Below are 17,565 nucleotides of genomic sequence, written 5' to 3'. Positions count from 1 at the left end.
ATTAACTTACCATCAGCCAAGAAGATATCATTGCGGTACTAAATCCAATCATTCCTCCCACTACACAATCTAGCGGATAATGATACCCCCAGTAGACCCTGGACAAAGCAACCAGTAAGGCCAGAATGAACAACACAAGACCTACGCCTGGCGACGAAACTAGCATGATTGGTGTTAGAAAAGCAAATATTGCCGTAGTGTGACCGGATGGAAAGGAGTAATCCTTGAGCGGGTAGTTTCCTAATCTCACAGAATTCAGCATGCGAAAAGGACGATTTCTCCGTACTGACTTCTTAATGAGGACTGCGATGAGGTGACTGACAGCAAGTGCTATCGAACTTTGAACACCTACTTTCTTATATTCACCTTCAGCAAACCACAGTAAAAGTAACGCACAGATGATCGTAAACCTAGCTCCTCCTAAATGGGTAATAAAGGCGAACAATCGATCCATGGCAGGACTGCTTAATCTCTGGTTGCACCAATAAAATATCGATTGATCCAATTTCTTAATCCATTGCATGCTTCTCCATCCTTCCGGTTCACGTCTCTCTAATTTATCGAAACCGTCTCATGCCTATTCATCATACTTGATCCCTATGAATTAACCAACAGACCCAGGTACGGCTTCTTCCTCCGTCTAGAGACGGGGATGATTACTTGTTATCAACAAATCAAATTACATTTCTAATATTATACCCATCATAGCAGGTACTTTTTTCGCCTGTCTACCAAGAAGGCTAGTAACATTTCTCCACTTCTGTTCCATGTCTATTCCACATTACTAGTAAATATCAGTAAATCTACAATAAAAAGCCCCTGACGACTAACGTCAGGAGCTGGGAACCCTAATTACTCCATTCCTAATATAAATCTATCTTCATTCTACAACAAACCAAGTGCCCCTTTCACCTTCATCATTTCACTCTTTTTTGTAGACCATTACATAAAACCTAAATCATAACAAATAATAGGTGAGGAGGTGCAAAATGCACAAATCATTATTACTCTTCATCTCCCTGCTACTCTGTTTTACTCCTGTCACTTATGCTTATCAAGATGAGTCAGTAGAGCCGTTTAGATGGGATCGACAAACTACAGAAAAATTAAAGAAATCAAAAGTTCCCATTTATGTCCCCACTGTTGTAGCTACATCTGCAATTACGCGTCGAATTGGCCAATTATTTGTTAGCCAACTGGATGTGAATAAAGATCATTATTTATTTCGTATTTCCCGCTCGCGTCACCAGAAACTTGTCAATCGAAACAATCTTCTCCCTTACGATGAGTTAACCATGTCAGCTGGCACACTTCCTGTTTATCGAAAAAAACCGTTTGCCACATCAGATATGTTTGAAAAGCCTGAAGGCTCCTTTACGTTCCGCGGATATCACGTTGATTATTACCTAGATAAAAATATATTGATCTGGAACCATTCAAATTGGGAGTACATTGTATGGGCAAGGAACCCCAATCATGCGATAAATATAATGGAACGAATGATGCTCTGTTTAAATAATGACGCGACTCCTGTTCCAGATGCGACACGCGGACAATTCGTTACTTTTGAAACTAAAGAGGGAGTTATTTCGGATGCAGGCTGGTCTTATGATAAGGAGAAGTTGTGGTATATTTTGACGGGCCGAAATACACCAGAGCAGTTGGTCAAAGTACTGAACTCTATTGTTAAGTTAGATACCAAGTGAATTGCTGACTTGTAATACTAGCATAAAAAAAGCAATGCTAGGTGAATGATTCACCTAAGACATTGCTCGTTGCAATTCGAGTTTTCTATCATAGTTATCCGTTAAGGAGTAACAAGTCCTTCTTACTCTACATCTTCTACTTGCGCAATGCGAACCTCAACACCGAGTGCCTGAATTCGTTCAACCACTTCTTGATCCGCTTGTTCATCGGTTATTAACAAATCGAGATCCTCTGTGGATCCTGCTCTTGCAAAACCATCGTTCCCTATCGAATGATAGGTGGCTAAACCTATACGCCGGCGAGATACTGAGAAGACAGCTCTCCCAAATGCAGCGACTTCAGGAGAAGCTACAAATATACCTTCATCTGAGACGCCACCTCCTGTAATGAAACTAAGATCAAACTTAAATTGTCGAACAAATTCATGTGCAAGGACATCTGTTATATTGCCCGAAGACTTCACACGACCACCTATGAAATAAGTTTCGATCCATTCCCGTTCACGTAAGGCATCGGCTACCTTCATACAGTTCGTTACAATCGTAAGCGGCATCTGTTCAGGAAGATGATGCAATAATACATATGAAAGAGAACCACTGCCGATAAACACCGTTTCTTTCTCTCTTATATAGGATACCGCTAATTTAGCAATTGCATTTCCTTCTGCTGAACCTGCGCCATATCGATGTTCAGAAGGCTGCGGGGACTGTCTAACCTTTACCTTAGGAATAGCACCGCCATGTGTCTTCTGAAGCAGCCCTTGTTCCTCCATCATGCTCAGATCTCTACGGATCGTATCAATCGAGATCTGGAATGTTTCTGCCAAGTCTTTGGCTAAGACCCGTTTGTGTTGATTTAGTAATGAAAGAATTTTGTCGCGACGTTCTTCCGCAAATAGTCCTGCTCCTTCTTGAACCATGCATTTCCCCTCCTGAATTATCATAATATTCCAAATACACTTCGATTATATGCTGTTTTATCCAGTAATACAAGGGTGTTTATATCAGTTTCATTCATTTTTGTTCAGTTTTATTAATTTATATTCATGTTTATCAAAAAAAAGCAGGCCGTTCCAAGGATGTTCCCTTGATCGACCTGCTTATTGTATTCCAGACGAAACTTAACCCACCAACCAATGCCTATAAGCTCATCTTTATTTAAACCTAACGATACACCCCATACTTTCCTGATACCCAGTCATCAAATGCATCTTGATGCTGCTCAGTGAATAACGGTGGTAACTGATCTACCGAAAAGTATCGGAGCTCTAATGTTTCCAAATTATCTACCGTCAACTCCCCGTTGACAGGTCTGCATTCGAAACAAAACGTTATCGTCTGGGCCCGATCACCATTCGAATACTGATTCGTATATTTCGTATAGACACCGATAAGCCTTTCTATGGAAACAGTCAAACCCGTTTCTTCGAATATTTCACGGATCGCAGTCTCTTCGGCAGATTCCCCTAATTCCATCGCTCCACCTGGAAATCCCCAAGAATCGCTATCGCCTCTACGTTGTAATAAAACTTCGTTATGCTCATTACAGATGATGCCACCAGCGAAGTTGAGAAAAATCGGTTCATGTCCAACCTTTTCCCTTATCCGTGCAATGTAATTAGGTTGATCCGTCATAGAGACTCTCCTCCCTATTCTCTTATACTACAACGTCCCGCTTACAAACCGGCCTTGATAACATACCATTTGTAGCTTGCTTCTTCTTGCTACTGCTTCTGCAGAGCAGCTTGCATGAACCAATACATAGCTCGCTTCATCTCCCACTCGTGGCCAGACCTGTTCACCTTCTTGATTCAGGGGCGTAATCCCGGCAGTAATGAATTTAAGAGATTGAGATAATGAGTGTTCATGACTATAGCCATACAATTCTGCAAATCGACCAGCTTTCTCTAGTAAATCTCCATTTCCAAAAGGAGACCAATGATCTGTAAGGCTATCTGTAGCAAGCTTAACATGGACACCTTGCTTATGTAACATCGGAAGTGGCATCACTATTCCTCCAATAGGAACGGTGGAAGCAATTGACATGCCCAGCGAAGCCATACGAGCGGCTAGTTGCTCGGCCTCCTGGGGATCAGCTTTTGCAAACCAGAAGGCATGACTTATGGTCACTTTACCAGCTAACCCCGCTTCTTCTGTCAGATCTACGAGCCTAGTGATCGTCTGTTTACCAGCTTCTCCTCCATCATGCAAGTGAAGATCGATACCCGCATCACCCTGAACTGCAAGCTCCACCATCGTCTGAAGCGACTTCTCGATGTCTCCATCGACCGTAAAAGGATCAACTCCACCTACATGGGTCGCTCCTTCTGCTAAAGATTGCTTCACAAGCTCTACCGAATTGGAACGAAGTAAACCATGCTGTGTAAAAGCTACAATTTCGTGTGAGAGTTTCCCTGAGAAGGTGTTTAGGGCTTGTTTTGTCGCTTCCAGCCGTTTCAGCCCACTAACAGGCTCAATATTACAGTGGGTGCGAACATGGGTAGAGCCTAAAGCCTGTATATGTTGCAAAATGCTTTCTGCTTGTTCTTGCGCTGTAGACAACAATTTCGGAAGTAAAACTTTCTCTTCCTCTATTCGCTCGAAGATACTACCTATCGGCTTCACAGCCCTCCAAGGAGCACTAAAATAAGTTTTATCCAAATGAATATGTGCCTCTTCAAAAGAAGGTAACATCAACAACTCTTTCCCATCGTATTTAGGCAAGTCTCGATACTGTTCTGTTATAGTCTCACTAATTTCAGCTATCCTACCTCCATCGATCCGTACATGAGAGATTTTAGTTTCTGTTCCTGTAACCTGTCCCTCTTCCCGTACATATCCAGATTCTAATCTTACATTCGTTACCCAATAGGATGTATTCATAAATTTAAACCCTCCCGATCTTCCCATAGATGAAATTAGTAAAACTTATTTAGCGCCCTTGCGAACTAACATTTCTATCATTTCTTGATAACCCCTACGCTTTGCATGTTGTAGCGGGGTCGTCCCATCAGAATCTGCTAGATTAACGTCAGCGCCATGATCTATTAACAACTTTACTATAGCTTGATGTTTCTGTCCCCCATCCCCTAAGATTACTGCTTCAAGCAAAGCCGTCCAACCTAAATTATTGACATGATCAATATTAACATCTGACGTTGTAAGCAGTTCCTTCACGATATCCACATGACCTCTGTCTGCCGCAGGAATCAACGCAGTCCCGCCAAAACGATTCGTAATGGTTGTATCCGCCCCTGCCGCTACAGCCACTTTCACGAAATCAAGCATTCCTTCTGCTCCTGCATAAAGAAGCGGATTGTCTAAGCGGTTATCGCGAATATTGATATCTGCACCTTGCTCAATCAACCATTCGAATACATCCAATTGCTTCGTGTGAACAGCGATCATTGCAGATGTTCTACCATTACGATCTCTAGCATCAATATCAGCACCGCCTGCTAATAAACTTGTTATTTCTTCCTTACTCCCTTGCTCAGCAGCGAATAAAAGTGCTTGGTTTAGCTTGTCCATTGGTTTGTTCACCTTCTGCGTTGATTGCTGCTCTTCATGGCCTAACCGCTTGACATCGCCTGTCTGACATCCTGTAATCAGGAGGATAAGTGTCAGTACGAGAAAGCGCATAGCGAACCAACACCCTTTCTTATAAAATTTCTGAAGCTGTTGTTATAAAGTTACTTGGGAAGCGATTCTTAGTAAGTCCCCCTTCTATTACTACCCACAATTTCATATACCCGTTTCATATCAAGATGTTCCCGAACAATATCAGCGACGCGATCAAATTCTTCAAACTTTCTTTCATGGGCATTGAATGTCTGCGAAATGGGCTGAAGTCCTTTCTTCGCTCGAATTCCATCAAGCCAAGATCGCCGGAGATCATCATTGTCGAATAAGCCATGCAGATATGTCCCCCATACGGTGCCGTCTGAGGTAGCCCATCCTTCTTCATGTGCTGCATTCGAATCGGTAATCTCGGTCTCTTCGTGGTCTTGTACTAACCTAAAAATAGAGCGAAACTCTTGATCGCCACTTAGATCGGCTCGCTTCGTTACACCCATATGTATCTCATACGCCTCAATCTTAAAGGAGTTGGAATCTGATCTGGACAAAAGCAGCGAATGATCCGGCATTAACTTTCCTTTGACTCGAACCGTTTTTTTCACCTTAAGAAAGGTCGTTGCTACCGGAAGCAAACCGAGTCCCTTAGCTTCCCGAGCCTCCCCTTCTACCGCGTGTGGATCGCATAGCCAATCCCCCAGCATCTGATAACCTCCGCACACTCCAACAAGCTGGACACTTCTGCGGTGAACTTGATCAAGAATGGCTTGATCCAGTCCACGATCCTTTAGGAAGTTCAGATCACTGATCGTATCCTTTGTTCCTGGAAGAATAACGACATCAGGCATGCCAAGCTCATGAACTGAATTGACATATCTAATAACCACATCAGGTTCATATCCTAGCGCATCAAAGTCCGTGAAATTAGAAATTCGAGGATATCGAATAACAGCGATGTCGAGCTCCCGTTCTTGTTGTCTTCGATACTGAAGTTCATCCAGCACAACCGAATCCTCTGCCTCTATACGCATATCCTGAATGTATGGAAGAACACCAAGAACCGGAATGCCTGTCCTTTCTTCAAGCCAATCAAGCCCCGGCCTTAATAATTCAACATCTCCTCTGAATTTATTGATGATAAAACCTTTAATCCGCTTGACCTCATGAGGTTCAAGCAATTCGAGAGTACCCACGAGAGATGCGAAAACACCACCGCGATCAATATCAGCAATCAACAGAACCGGTGCATCCGCCCATCCAGCCAGATTCATATTCACAATATCCCGATCTTTGAGATTAATCTCAGCCGGACTTCCTGCACCTTCCATGACAACGATATCATATTCCTCTCGAAGACGATCTAGCGCTTCTAGAACGATGGTTTTTGCTTTCGGTAAAAACTGTGTCCGATAATCCATAGCACTCATCTGCATCTCAGGAACCCCATGGATTACAATCTGCGATTGCATATCTTTAATCGGCTTGATCAATATGGGATTCATATCCGTTGTTGCTACAATTCCACAAGCCTCAGCCTGAACGCCTTGCGCCCTTCCGATTTCTTTCCCTTCCATGGTCACATAAGAGTTGAGTGCCATGTTTTGTGATTTGTAAGGAGCAGGGCGAAGTCCATCTTGAACAAAAATACGGCATAATGCCGTAGTAACGATACTTTTGCCTACATCTGAAGCCGTCCCTTGAAGCATTAGAACGGCTCCTTTTATACTTTCATAAGAATTATCTTCGTCTCGCTTCGTAAATTCATAATTAACCATGTGATCTTTCATACTCGTCCGCCTTTCTGCTCTAACTCGACTTCTATCCCTATCTTCTCAAATTTATTGCCAAAACGAAAGCAGGCTGTGCCCTAGACGCCGCTAGGTCAGCCTGCTTCTTATACATTACACTATAGCCCATCAGGCTTGTATTTGAATATTTGTCTTTCTTTTATGTAATAACACGAACACGAGATAAGCTCCATAAAGTAAGTATATAATATTAAGCACGGAAACGATCATGATTTCTTTATCTGCGATGTCGCTTCTCGTCATTTGAGCTAAGGCATCAAATAGAAAATGAAATACGATTAAAGGAATAATATTGTTGGTCGTCTCAATCAGCAGAGCCAGAATAAAGCCGATAAGGAGAGCATTTATCACTTGTAAGATGATCTGGAGGGAATCACTGCCGCTAAATGCATTAGCCATATGCAAAAGTCCGAAAAAGACCGAGGAGAACACAATATAAAATACAGGTCCTTTATGTATCAACTTCGCCCTTATAATCCCTCTAAATATGGATTCTTCCGTAAATCCAACGAGTAGTGAAAAAACAATGATAAGTATGATCTTAGCTGCAGTGAGTTCTGTATTCAGTCCACCCATCATCGGTTGAATAAGCACGATAATTAGTAATGGAATATAATAAAGAGCTGCCTTATCTTTGCGCTTATCCAGCTTATGAAATCCGAATATTCCAAGTGAGCGATCCTTCTTTCTCATGTACACCATAACAATGACTGCCATCACGAAGAAAGCACAAGCTTGGGTAATCATGATTCCGGTGTCTTGCAACTCCGCAATGGTCGCAACAGCAGAAGCTACTGCAATCCATAAAGTTAATCCTAACCCAAGCATAATTGAAAACCAGATTGGATGTCCTTTGGATAAGTTATTCTCCATAATATCTCTCCTCTTATATTGCGCTAATTAGCGCTCTCAATCAAACGCATCCTAGACCTGATGACGGTAAACTATTCCAGCACTTCACTCACCAAATGTTCAAGTGCCTGATCCAAATCAGAGGAGTCCCCAGTAGTCGTCCAGTCCTCGGGTACGAGCATATGCTTGCTTCCGTTACTGCGAAGATAACTAAATATAATCTGTGCTCGATCAATCTCTTCACGCATAACCCTCGTATTCAAGACAGCATCACGACCCGTAAACTCACTTCGAATCAACGATTTAATCTCTAAGCGTAATTGTTCGGGGCTCATCTCTTCCATATTAAATGTGATGGATTTGAGAATCGTACTTCGCTTAATCAGAAAAATCTTCATCTTTTCATCGTCAATATGCTCAGCAACAACAATATTACTACTCTCTGCTGTGAAGCCAAGGACTTCTTCCTTTTTCAGAATAAAGTTCATAGCTGTCATGTAGTCTCTGTATTTTGCTGCTCGTTCAAAATCAAACTGTTCAGCTGCGCTCAGCATACTCTGTTCTATTTCATCGTACAAGCTCTTATCTGCTCCATTGAGGAGCGCAATGAAGCGGTCCATTAATTGTTCATACTTCTTCGCGGATTCTCCGCCGAAGCACATACCAAAGCACAGTCCAATTGAATAATTCAAACATGGAGTATGCGTAGCAGCTGATTGATTACAAGCTATTTTTAAGCATTCCTGTATTCCTTGAATGGCCCTTTCCATTGCGTTCTTGCTTGCTGTATAGGGTCCATAGCACAGGGTCCCTTCTTCAAAGTTTGGTTGATTCGTAATTTCAATACGACGTAAACCATCCTTTTGCCTGATTTCTAGATAGGTATATGCTAGAGGGTTCTTCATTCTGCGATTGTACATCGGTTTTATATCCTGAATGAATTCACACTCCAGCATGAGAGCTTCAAATTCCGTATCTGTCGTGATATGATCAATTGACCTCACATGATTTACAAGTTTCTTAATCTTGGGAGTGTGAGACTTAGATGCTGTAAAATAGGATTGAACTCTTTTTCTTAAGCATTTTGATTTACCTACATATATAATTCCACCGAGCGAATCTTTCATTAGATAGACACCTGGGGAAGATGGTAGATTTCGAATTTGAGTCTGTATGGAAATAGGTAACCCTCCTTATGATGCCAGCAACGAACATTGGTTACCTTTATTTTAATAGAGTAGCTGAGCTTTAAATAGACATCATAGAGAAAAGCTGTCCCCTCGCAGAAAATCTCCACGATTTGGAACAGCTCCTGATCAAGCTTCTAAAACGGATTCATACCCAGTGTATCAATCTTCTCACCCGTAATATCTACACCCATCCGGCTCGTAATATCACGATAATGTCCGGCACGGCGTTTCACTGAGCTACCTTCCGTTTCCCCAAGATTGGCTTCCAGACCGTTCAGCACCATAATCGTGATCCCGAACCCCGGTTGGCTCAGTCCTTTGGCAAGATCTTGTGCTGAAGGTTTCCACTTGTTAATAATGACATCATGTGCTGAAGGCTTTGGTGATTGCGGCGTCATCCAGAATAGAATAGCTGTCATAAATCCGACTTTTCCATCCGCAGCTACAATCTCTGGATTTTTAAGCAGTATATTTTTATCTCCATAGATAATTGAACTGAACAGACCGTAGTTAAAGTTCCAGCTAAGCATGATCGGACCCCGACCATAATAGCGCTTGTCCTTCACTCCTGGATAGAGCTCACTACTTCCTGGGTCCACAAACGCATCTTTATTAACACCCGTTCTGCCTGCAATATTCTCATTCCAGAATAACCCCCACTTCAGCTCACCACCAGGTGCAGTGGCCCAGCCGCCGCCCGTCTCATGCGCAAGATTCGCGAGGAATGCTGCAAGCTCACGCTTACGATCCTTCTTAAATCCTTCTTTCAAAAATGTTCCAAAATCAATGATAACGGTTTCAATTTCTTTGTTCCGATTCGAAATGGAATTGAAATCCGAAGAGCGAGAGATTAATGTCTCAATCCTAGCATCCTTATCCAGTCTATGTATCTCCTGTGAGTTATTCGTACCTTTACGGGTGCTAATCTTAAGCTTAATGTTCGAAACCTCTGTTACAGCAGCAATTAGGTTTTCATAAGAGAAGTAATCCTTCTGATCCTCTTTGAAATATTCCTTGCCTTTGGCAACCTTAAACCACTCTGGTGATCCTAATCGATTCGGAAATAGGAACTCGTATTCCTTCTCAGGCAGAACGGATTTCACGGCGTCAACTGCTTGGTCGGGCTTGTAGTCTGGATCGATCCCATCCCACTCACGTTCGATTTCTTTGAGCGTTAGAAAATGATTCTCACCCACGGAAAGTGAACTTCCTTCATAACTGTTCTCACTGATGACGATCGTATGACTTATCCCGCTATTCGATACATTCTTCTCAATCGTTACCTCTGCAGCAGAAACCGTTACCGGTAAAGCGAATAACATAGCACCAAGCGATACACTGATAGAGCGTTGAATCATTTTGCTAGATAAGGGATACTTCCATTTAGACATAGACACTCTCCTTTTTTCTTTAAAATGGTTATGTTTACTTAATTATAGAAATTGATAAAAATTTGTATATAGTTCCAATTCCCTGAATAGATGCGAATAAGAGGGCTTTTTATGACAAGAAAGACGATTTTTTACTACATTATGGTTGTATTTACATACTAATAGGTCGAAAGATGTGTTTTAGCAAAAGGTAGGTATAACTAGGTTGACACATACTACACACTGTAGTACATTTATGTCACTACACCGTGTAGTGATTAAATACATTCCATACTAGAAGTGAGAAGGTGAATATCGTAGAAGAAGTGCAAAAGTTATCTGATACAGAAATGGAACTGATGGAAGTGATTTGGGAGTGTGCGCATCCGGTAACTTCAACCGAGTTATTGCAGATTTTCGCACAGAGAGGGAAGGCGTGGAAATCCCAGACAATCTCTACTTTCTTATCGAGACTCGTGGATAAAGGAGCTTTAACTGCAACGAGGCATGGTCGGATCAATTCCTACGTCTCCTCCCTTTCAGAGGCAGATTACAAGGTATGGGAGACCCAAAATATTTTGAATGGATTATATCAGGGTTCCGTAAAGAATATGATCTCCGCGCTATATGACGGTGACAAGCTTTCAGAGAAGGATATCGCAGAGTTAAAACATTGGTTCTCCGAAAGGTAGGTGTGTACATATGAGTCAAACTCTCCAACTGCTGATCACGCTTACGGTTGCAGGTAGTACCATTACGGGTTGTATTTTGCTCTTACGCCTCATTCCCTCTCTTGTCGTACCTACGAAATGGCGGTATAACTTAGGAAAAATGGCTGTTTGGTTCTACATACTACCGGTAGCCTTTATCGTGAAGGGGGTTATCGACCTCTTTAATTCAAAGCCAGCTATGGATGGATATAGTGCTGATTTATCGTATGAGGTATTCGTATCAACTTCAACCTCTTTGTCAGATGAACTCCTAAAGCTATCTATTCCTGCCGAAGGTGCATGGATCTTACTCACCCTTTGGGGGATCGGGGCATTGCTCTTTGCGAGTTGGCAGATCTACTGCTACAAGAAGTTTATACAAAACCTAAATCAAACCAGTTCACCCTCTTCACCAAACAACGAAGATTATAAACTGTTATCTAGCCTTAGGCAGGCGCTTGGAATTAAACGTCATGTGGACCTTGCCTATTGCTCTAACATTAAAAGCCCTGTTCTTGTTGGACTCTTGAAGCCAACGATTCTGCTACCCGCAAGCAGGGAACTAGATTTAGAGCTTCGCATGGTCATTAACCACGAACTGATTCACCTCAAACGCAAAGATTTATGGGTGAAAATGCTTGTATTAGTTGTAAGTTGCCTGCACTGGTTCAATCCTTTGGTTCACTTGTTACGTAAAGACATTCATTTCTGGAGTGAAATAGCTTGTGATGAAGAAGTCGTTCGAGGTATGACATATGCCGAGCGAAAAAGATATGGTGAGACCATCCTGAATGTCATGATCGGAACACGGGATTTACCTGTCCGGTTCGCTGCTTCCTTATCTGGAAATGGACAACAATTGAAGAGGAGATTAACGATGATGATGAATGTGAAGAAGTTTAAGAAACGCACTGTATTTATGACGATCGCAGCGCTGGTTGTCATGGGTGCTATAGGGACATCCACCGCTGTATGGGCCGCAAAAGTTTCGCCTGAAGTCACCCTATTCAAAGATAAACCATATACAACTGAAGAAAAAGGGGGATCCCATTTTACAGATGGTTCCGAGTATGATTATTACTTTACCGCACTATCCCCTATCCAGCAAAAGAAAGTTACAAAAGAAATGGCTCAATATTATGTGGAGAATGGAAAAGTGGTAGAATACTACGAAACAAATCCGGACAGCATTCCTTATGCTGATCTTACCCCAGAACAACAGAAACAAGCTAAGAAGGAGATCGGCAAATACTCTCTTAAAGAGGTAAGGGAACTGGTTAACTAAATACATAACGATAAGTTGTGGGCTGCTCCCCGGGTCTTGTAACCTGGAGCAGTCCTATTTGTAGTTAAAGGATAAAGATCTCTACCCTTCAACTTTGAATTATAGGGATCTTCTCTCTTTCATCGTGAATAGTATCACTTTTGTAATATTTAGTTCATATTGTGTTCTTATTCACATGCTAATCTGTCGTTAGATGATAAGATTAAATTATATTATAAAGGAGAGATATCTTAATGAAGAAACTTTACTACACTTCCTTTTTCTATGCTGTTCTCGGGCTAATAGCAGGTATTTTTTATCGGGAAATAACGAAACATAGTGATTTTACGGGAAATACGGTATTAGTAGCGCTTCACACGCACATTCTCGTCCTCGGATTTATGTTCTTTATGATTGCTCTGATTCTAGCCAAGGTATTTCAAGTTCATGAAGCAAAATCCTTTGGTGTATGGTATATCGTCTATAACCTCGGCCTGTTGATTACGATTGGTGCGATGACAACTCGCGGTATGCTGCAATTGAATGGTGGAGACATTAGCTTCTTGCCTCACATCGCAGGTCTCGGTCATGCGATATTAGGCGCAGGTTTCATCTGGCTGTTGATCCTTCTTGGCAAACGCGTTAAATAATTCAAATCATAACCGCTGGTTCCTAACCTGGCGGTTTTTTCATGTAATATTATATTAGTTTCAAAAGTTAATAGATTGAAATATCTGGCGTTTCTACCTAAGGCATGGATAATTGATCGATAACTATTTAATTTCGTGGTATTATTAATTTTCTGAAAGAAATTATAGAGTATTAGGTTCGGATGGTGGAAGTAATATTATGATGTATACAGACTGGTTTTATTGGCTTTTCGTGTTACTGGCCGTTGTGATCTACCATGTAAGTCCAATCCGTTTAAGACCCTTAGTACTAGTAGCAGCTGGAGTCACTTTCTACTACTACTATGCCGGATCTTTTATAATTTTGTTGCTTATCGAAGCTATTATTGCATTCGTACTTATTCAAATAGCTATCAAAAAAACAAACAGGTGGATTTACGCAGCGGCGATCATAGGTGTCATTCTTGTTCTCGGTTATTTTAAGTACAGTAACATGCTGATCACAACGATCAATGATTTACTATCTTTCGTTCATCAGCCGTTTCTGCCAAAAGCAGAAGACATCGTATTACCTCTCGGAATATCTTATTTCACATTTGAGTTAATTCATTACTTAGTTGAGCGCAAACGCGGAAACCTTCCTGAGCATAAGCCAGTAAGTTTTTTTTCGTTTCTCTTCTTCTTTCCCACGATGGTAGCAGGCCCAATTAAACAATTCCAAATGTTCTATCCTCAATTGACGGCTCGCTTTCGAATGGATCATCTTATCACAGGCGTTACCCGAATCGGGATCGGTCTTTTTAAGAAGTTAGTCTTAGCAGGTACCATCGATCTACTCGCGCAACCCGTGTATTCCCAAGCTGGAATTGCGAATTCTGACATGGCGACGTTATGGATTTCGTTAATAGCCTATACCTTTGTCATTTACTTTGACTTCTCGGGTTATTCGGACATTGCGATCGGTACGGCTCGTTTATTCGGGATTGTTGTCCCTGAGAATTTCCGTTTCCCATATTTAGCTCGTAGTATCGCCGAGTTCTGGAATAGATGGCATATATCACTTGGTTCTTGGCTAACTCGGTATATATACTTCCCTCTCGGAGGTAGTAGAGTTCCTCCCCTACGCATTTATTTCAACTTAATGTGTACCATGACGGTCTCGGGCTTATGGCACGGTGCAGCATGGAATTTTGTATTATGGGGTATGTTCCACGGCGTCATGTTATGTGTTCATCGATTCTATTTGAAAGAGCTAAAACCTAAGCTCAAGCCCGTACCGAAATGGTTGAAACCAGGAACGACTTTGCTTGCAATCGGCGTGACTTTTTTCGGAGTGACTCTAAGCCGGGTATTCTTCGTTCTGCCCGTGATGGATGGCTGGGATTTGATGTTAAGACTGTTTGGTCTGAGATAAGGCTCAGAGAGTGAGGTAAAAGAAATAATGTTTAGCAAGCTTCCAATAAAAAGACTGCTGATTCTCATGGTCATCTTGGCCATGGTTGGATTAGCTATAGTCACCAGGTGGGCAGATACGATTGTGGAGGATGTCCGACAAGAAGTTGTTGAAAATGCGGAGAAAAATCTTCGCGTTCCTCTATATGATTCCATCGTATATACACCAATTTGGCTTGAATATTTACAGAAACAAAATTTTGATACACCCGTAATCGGTATGTTTGGTGCCTCCACCGTATATGGAACGACGGTTAAAGATGCGTGGAACACCCCCGCTGGCATCATACAGGTACACTTAGAGGACAAGCGCGTACTCAATCTTGGATTATCCGGCGCTCGTCTTGCAGAAACCTATGCCATTCTCTCATCAATAATTGATAAAATAGATTATGTAGTCTATGAAATTAACTATGGGATCTTGTCAGTCACTGATAACGATCCCTCGGTATCCATATACCCGACACTGATGAGTAAGCTGGATCAGAATATTCCTAGACAGTGGCTAAATGAATTCAATCATAAAGATAAAGAATCAGTACCAAGTAAAGTCCATGACATCCTAACGACCGGGCTTTTAAACCACTGGACTCTATATCATGATCGAGATGTCATTAACTATCGATTCTTCAAGACGCGCACCACAACCGAATACGTCCGTCGAGAGGTCAAAAAGGTACGAGATGCTAAGCAAGGGATTGCAGCGACCTATATCCCGCCGTATCGTTCCTTTGATAAGCTCAAAGAGAATCAGCAAGAAGAGATTGTTAAGCACTTTACTTCTCTGTACGCATGGGACGAACCCTTCGACAAGAGTAAAAGCTTCGGTCTGTTCCTGATGGAGAAGACGCTGGACCTTCTGGATGAGCATAAGAAAAAAGCTGTATTCTATACCGCTCCACTGGATAAGCAAATGATTGATGAACATCATATGCTCGATTGGAATGACTACTACATCGTAATGGGGGCCTATCAGGAATTAATAGAGTCTCGCAATTATCCGTTCATCGAGTTCAACAAGGAAGAGAGCAATCTTATTCCTCATGAGTACTATCATGACGCATCCCATCTCATTGATGATGGAAGCACTATTTTCGGTGAAATTTTATATGAAAGGCTGAGATCATTTGGAATTACAGACACGCAGTAAGGAACAAGAGAGTCCTGAGGTTTATTCACTTGGCAAGCGAATTACTCGCGTGATGTATCTAAGTCTAGTCACAGTCGCGGGTGCCATCGCCATGATCGCCGTAGTGTTAGGCATTTTATTCTTCTCGGGTGAAACGTCATCGTTTATTTATATGAATTTCTAAATTATAAAAAAGGGAATCCCTTTCAGGTCTATGGACCTTGGGGATTCCCTTTTTTAAATAATTTTTATCGTGCCTGAGGGAAGTGAGTATTGCTTGGGGACTAATGTAAACCTCACTTGCCCCTTCTACTCCTGATCCATCCAAAGGAAACAGCTAATACAATGACAATAACAAGACAATAAGCTATCCCCAAAAGCTACACCATCCCTTGTTCATCAGTATCACCTTTTTCTCAAACATATGATTCATATTCGTGCATTACTCCATTACACCTATTTGTTCATGCTAACACATCCGAAAGATGACCAGTCAACTATCGTCTGGTTAAACATCATTATTTTTAATTCTTTTTTAGATGTTTTAAATACAAACGCGTTTCCGCCACAACGACCCCAGATAAAGCAAGTAATGCGATCAGGTTCGGCAGCGCCATCAGTCCGTTGACGATATCCGCAAGTACCCAGACAGCCTGTAGCTTAATAAACGCACCCACACCCACAAGTAAAACAAACACGATACGGTATGGCAAGATGGATTTGACACCAAATAAATAGACGATGCAGCGTTCACCATAATAGTTCCAACCCAAAATCGTCGTAAAAGCGAACAAGACTAAACATAACATCAGGATCAGTGACCCCAGTGGCATCGCAGCATCAAACGCCGTCTGAGTCATCTCAGCACCAAGTGCCGCTCCATCCCAAACACCCGTTACAATTAGCGTCAAGCCAGTAAGCGTACATACAATGAGCGTATCAATAAATGTACCCGTCATCGATATCAACCCTTGCTCTGCTGGCCATTTCACTTTAGCTGCAGCAGCGGCAATGGGTGCACTACCAAGGCCCGATTCATTCGAAAACACACCTCTAGCAACCCCGGTCTGAATAGCCATCATGATGGTTGCACCTACGAAACCGCCACTTGCTGCGGTCGGATTGAACGCGCTCTGAAATACGAGTAGCAGAGCATCTGGAAGTTTGTTAGCAAACACAATCAACACAACACAACTAGTTAGGATATATACAATTGCCATCATCGGAACAACTTTCGAAGTGACCTTCGATATGTTTTTGATTCCTCCCATGGTTACCAGAAGCGTCAATACAGTTATCACAATCGCTGTGGCTACTGTCGGTACCCCTAAGCTAGACTGTACAGAGGATACAATGGCATTAACTTGCGGGAATGTACCAATCCCGAATAATGCGACCAGCACACCGCTCACAGCAAAGAATATAGCAAGTGGTTTAAATCGTTTACCCAGACCTTGTTCAATATAAATCATCGGACCGCCTGACATCTGCCCGTTCTCATCTACCTTCCGGTACTTAACCGCAAGCACACCTTCTGCATATTTCGTAGCCATTCCAAAAAAAGCAGCAACCCACATCCAGAATAATGCACCCGGTCCACCGATCTGAATCGCTGTCGCGACACCGACAATATTCCCCGTTCCAATCGTAGCAGCCAAGGCCGTAGCCAGCGCACCGAAACTGCTCACATCCCCCTGCCCTTCGTTCTTCGAGGTAAATATTAATTTAAGTGCAAGCGGAAGCTTCAGCACCTGTAACAATCCAAGTCGAATGGTAAAAAAGATGCCTGTCCCTACCAGCAGTATAAGAAGCGGCGCCCCCCATACGAATTGATTCACACGACTTAACCACAGTTCTAACTGATCCATTTTCGAATCCC

17 protein-coding genes are annotated in these 17,565 nt (G+C 42.2%); 7 read left to right on the top strand and 10 right to left on the bottom strand.

Annotated features, from left to right (window positions below; all coding sequences use genetic code 11):
* Position 1: 1 nt before the first annotated feature.
* Positions 2–523 (bottom strand): phosphatase PAP2 family protein, encoded by a 522-nt coding sequence (locus ACK8P5_RS11010; protein ID WP_422660975.1) that lies wholly within the window; start codon positions 521–523, stop codon positions 2–4.
* A gap of 466 nt (positions 524–989) precedes the next feature.
* Here ACK8P5_RS11010 and ACK8P5_RS11005 point away from each other — a divergent pair, with 466 nt between their 5' ends.
* Positions 990–1,706 carry a hypothetical protein gene (locus ACK8P5_RS11005; RefSeq protein WP_422660974.1) on the top strand — a complete coding sequence of 239 codons (717 nt, stop codon included), beginning with the start codon at positions 990–992 and terminating at the stop codon, positions 1,704–1,706.
* Positions 1,707–1,828: 122 nt separating this feature from the next.
* On the opposite strand, the gene ACK8P5_RS11000 is transcribed toward ACK8P5_RS11005, so the two are convergent.
* The 8 genes from ACK8P5_RS11000 to ACK8P5_RS10965 all read right to left on the bottom strand — a co-directional run bounded on the left by ACK8P5_RS11000 (position 1,829) and on the right by ACK8P5_RS10965 (position 10,523).
* Positions 1,829–2,626: a DeoR/GlpR family DNA-binding transcription regulator gene (locus ACK8P5_RS11000; protein WP_422660973.1), complete on the bottom strand. Its 798-nt coding sequence runs from the start codon at positions 2,624–2,626 to the stop codon at positions 1,829–1,831.
* Positions 2,627–2,870: 244 nt separating this feature from the next.
* A complete protein-coding gene (locus ACK8P5_RS10995) occupies positions 2,871–3,341 on the bottom strand; it encodes an NUDIX hydrolase (protein WP_422660972.1) in 471 nt (156 codons plus the stop codon).
* Positions 3,342–3,368: 27 nt separating this feature from the next.
* The gene (locus ACK8P5_RS10990) at positions 3,369–4,589 is read right to left on the bottom strand and encodes an amidohydrolase (RefSeq protein ID WP_422660971.1); all 1,221 of its coding nucleotides are present in this window, start codon (positions 4,587–4,589) and stop codon (positions 3,369–3,371) included.
* Between the two features lie 45 nt (positions 4,590–4,634).
* Positions 4,635–5,348, bottom strand: a complete 714-nt coding sequence (locus ACK8P5_RS10985; protein ID WP_422660970.1) for an ankyrin repeat domain-containing protein — start codon at positions 5,346–5,348, stop codon at positions 4,635–4,637.
* 68 nt (positions 5,349–5,416) lie between these two features.
* Positions 5,417–6,988 (bottom strand): cobyric acid synthase, encoded by a 1,572-nt coding sequence (locus ACK8P5_RS10980; RefSeq protein WP_422661442.1) that lies wholly within the window; start codon positions 6,986–6,988, stop codon positions 5,417–5,419.
* A gap of 210 nt (positions 6,989–7,198) precedes the next feature.
* Complete coding sequence (locus tag ACK8P5_RS10975; RefSeq protein WP_422660969.1) at positions 7,199–7,963, bottom strand: CPBP family intramembrane glutamic endopeptidase; 765 nt, start codon at positions 7,961–7,963, stop codon at positions 7,199–7,201.
* Positions 7,964–8,034: 71 nt separating this feature from the next.
* Positions 8,035–9,105 carry a GIY-YIG nuclease family protein gene (locus ACK8P5_RS10970; protein WP_422661441.1) on the bottom strand — a complete coding sequence of 357 codons (1,071 nt, stop codon included), beginning with the start codon at positions 9,103–9,105 and terminating at the stop codon, positions 8,035–8,037.
* A gap of 161 nt (positions 9,106–9,266) precedes the next feature.
* Entirely contained in the window at positions 9,267–10,523 is a 1,257-nt protein-coding gene (locus ACK8P5_RS10965) for a chitinase (protein ID WP_422660968.1), read from the bottom strand.
* A gap of 287 nt (positions 10,524–10,810) precedes the next feature.
* Here ACK8P5_RS10965 and ACK8P5_RS10960 point away from each other — a divergent pair, with 287 nt between their 5' ends.
* The 6 genes from ACK8P5_RS10960 to ACK8P5_RS10935 all read left to right on the top strand — a co-directional run bounded on the left by ACK8P5_RS10960 (position 10,811) and on the right by ACK8P5_RS10935 (position 15,870).
* Positions 10,811–11,194 (top strand): BlaI/MecI/CopY family transcriptional regulator, encoded by a 384-nt coding sequence (locus ACK8P5_RS10960; RefSeq protein WP_422660967.1) that lies wholly within the window; start codon positions 10,811–10,813, stop codon positions 11,192–11,194.
* A 10-nt stretch (positions 11,195–11,204) separates the two neighbouring features.
* On the top strand, positions 11,205–12,497 hold the full coding sequence (locus ACK8P5_RS10955) for a M56 family metallopeptidase (RefSeq protein ID WP_422660966.1): 1,293 nt from the start codon (positions 11,205–11,207) through the stop codon (positions 12,495–12,497).
* 233 nt (positions 12,498–12,730) lie between these two features.
* The gene (locus ACK8P5_RS10950) at positions 12,731–13,126 is read left to right on the top strand and encodes a DUF2871 domain-containing protein (RefSeq protein WP_422660965.1); all 396 of its coding nucleotides are present in this window, start codon (positions 12,731–12,733) and stop codon (positions 13,124–13,126) included.
* 199 nt (positions 13,127–13,325) lie between these two features.
* Complete coding sequence (locus ACK8P5_RS10945; protein WP_422660964.1) at positions 13,326–14,519, top strand: MBOAT family O-acyltransferase; 1,194 nt, start codon at positions 13,326–13,328, stop codon at positions 14,517–14,519.
* 27 nt (positions 14,520–14,546) lie between these two features.
* On the top strand, positions 14,547–15,707 hold the full coding sequence (locus ACK8P5_RS10940) for a hypothetical protein (protein WP_422660963.1): 1,161 nt from the start codon (positions 14,547–14,549) through the stop codon (positions 15,705–15,707).
* Positions 15,685–15,870 carry a hypothetical protein gene (locus ACK8P5_RS10935; RefSeq protein ID WP_422660962.1) on the top strand — a complete coding sequence of 62 codons (186 nt, stop codon included), beginning with the start codon at positions 15,685–15,687 and terminating at the stop codon, positions 15,868–15,870. The genes ACK8P5_RS10940 and ACK8P5_RS10935 overlap by 23 nt, the downstream gene beginning before the upstream one ends.
* Positions 15,871–16,210: 340 nt before the next feature.
* Here the strand turns inward: ACK8P5_RS10935 and ACK8P5_RS10930 are convergent, their stop codons facing one another.
* Positions 16,211–17,554, bottom strand: coding sequence for an alanine/glycine:cation symporter family protein (locus ACK8P5_RS10930; RefSeq protein WP_422660961.1), 1,344 nt, complete (start codon positions 17,552–17,554; stop codon positions 16,211–16,213).
* Positions 17,555–17,565: the final 11 nt, after the last annotated feature.

The organism is Paenibacillus sp. EC2-1 (genome assembly GCF_049311625.1).
Lineage (GTDB): Bacteria > Bacillota > Bacilli > Paenibacillales > Paenibacillaceae > Paenibacillus_AQ.
Note: the sequence above shows the minus strand (reverse complement) of the source record. Positions and strands in the feature narration are given on the sequence as shown.

Excerpts from the sequence above, each read along its gene's own strand:
- ACK8P5_RS11005 (WP_422660974.1), top strand. The coding sequence starts at position 990 with ATGCACAAATCATTATTACTCTTCATCTCCCTGCTACTCTGTTTTACT.
- ACK8P5_RS10955 (WP_422660966.1), top strand. The coding sequence starts at position 11,205 with ATGAGTCAAACTCTCCAACTGCTGATCACGCTTACGGTTGCAGGTAGT.
- ACK8P5_RS10985 (WP_422660970.1), bottom strand. The coding sequence starts at position 5,348 with ATGCGCTTTCTCGTACTGACACTTATCCTCCTGATTACAGGATGTCAG.
- ACK8P5_RS10940 (WP_422660963.1), top strand. The coding sequence starts at position 14,547 with ATGTTTAGCAAGCTTCCAATAAAAAGACTGCTGATTCTCATGGTCATC.
- ACK8P5_RS10930 (WP_422660961.1), bottom strand. The coding sequence starts at position 17,554 with ATGGATCAGTTAGAACTGTGGTTAAGTCGTGTGAATCAATTCGTATGG.
- ACK8P5_RS10950 (WP_422660965.1), top strand. The coding sequence starts at position 12,731 with ATGAAGAAACTTTACTACACTTCCTTTTTCTATGCTGTTCTCGGGCTA.
- ACK8P5_RS11010 (WP_422660975.1), bottom strand. The coding sequence starts at position 523 with ATGCAATGGATTAAGAAATTGGATCAATCGATATTTTATTGGTGCAAC.
- ACK8P5_RS10975 (WP_422660969.1), bottom strand. The coding sequence starts at position 7,963 with ATGGAGAATAACTTATCCAAAGGACATCCAATCTGGTTTTCAATTATG.
- ACK8P5_RS10990 (WP_422660971.1), bottom strand. The coding sequence starts at position 4,589 with ATGAATACATCCTATTGGGTAACGAATGTAAGATTAGAATCTGGATAT.
- ACK8P5_RS10995 (WP_422660972.1), bottom strand. The coding sequence starts at position 3,341 with ATGACGGATCAACCTAATTACATTGCACGGATAAGGGAAAAGGTTGGA.
- ACK8P5_RS11000 (WP_422660973.1), bottom strand. The coding sequence starts at position 2,626 with ATGGTTCAAGAAGGAGCAGGACTATTTGCGGAAGAACGTCGCGACAAA.
- ACK8P5_RS10945 (WP_422660964.1), top strand. The coding sequence starts at position 13,326 with ATGATGTATACAGACTGGTTTTATTGGCTTTTCGTGTTACTGGCCGTT.
- ACK8P5_RS10980 (WP_422661442.1), bottom strand. The coding sequence starts at position 6,988 with ATGCTTCAAGGGACGGCTTCAGATGTAGGCAAAAGTATCGTTACTACG.
- ACK8P5_RS10965 (WP_422660968.1), bottom strand. The coding sequence starts at position 10,523 with ATGTCTAAATGGAAGTATCCCTTATCTAGCAAAATGATTCAACGCTCT.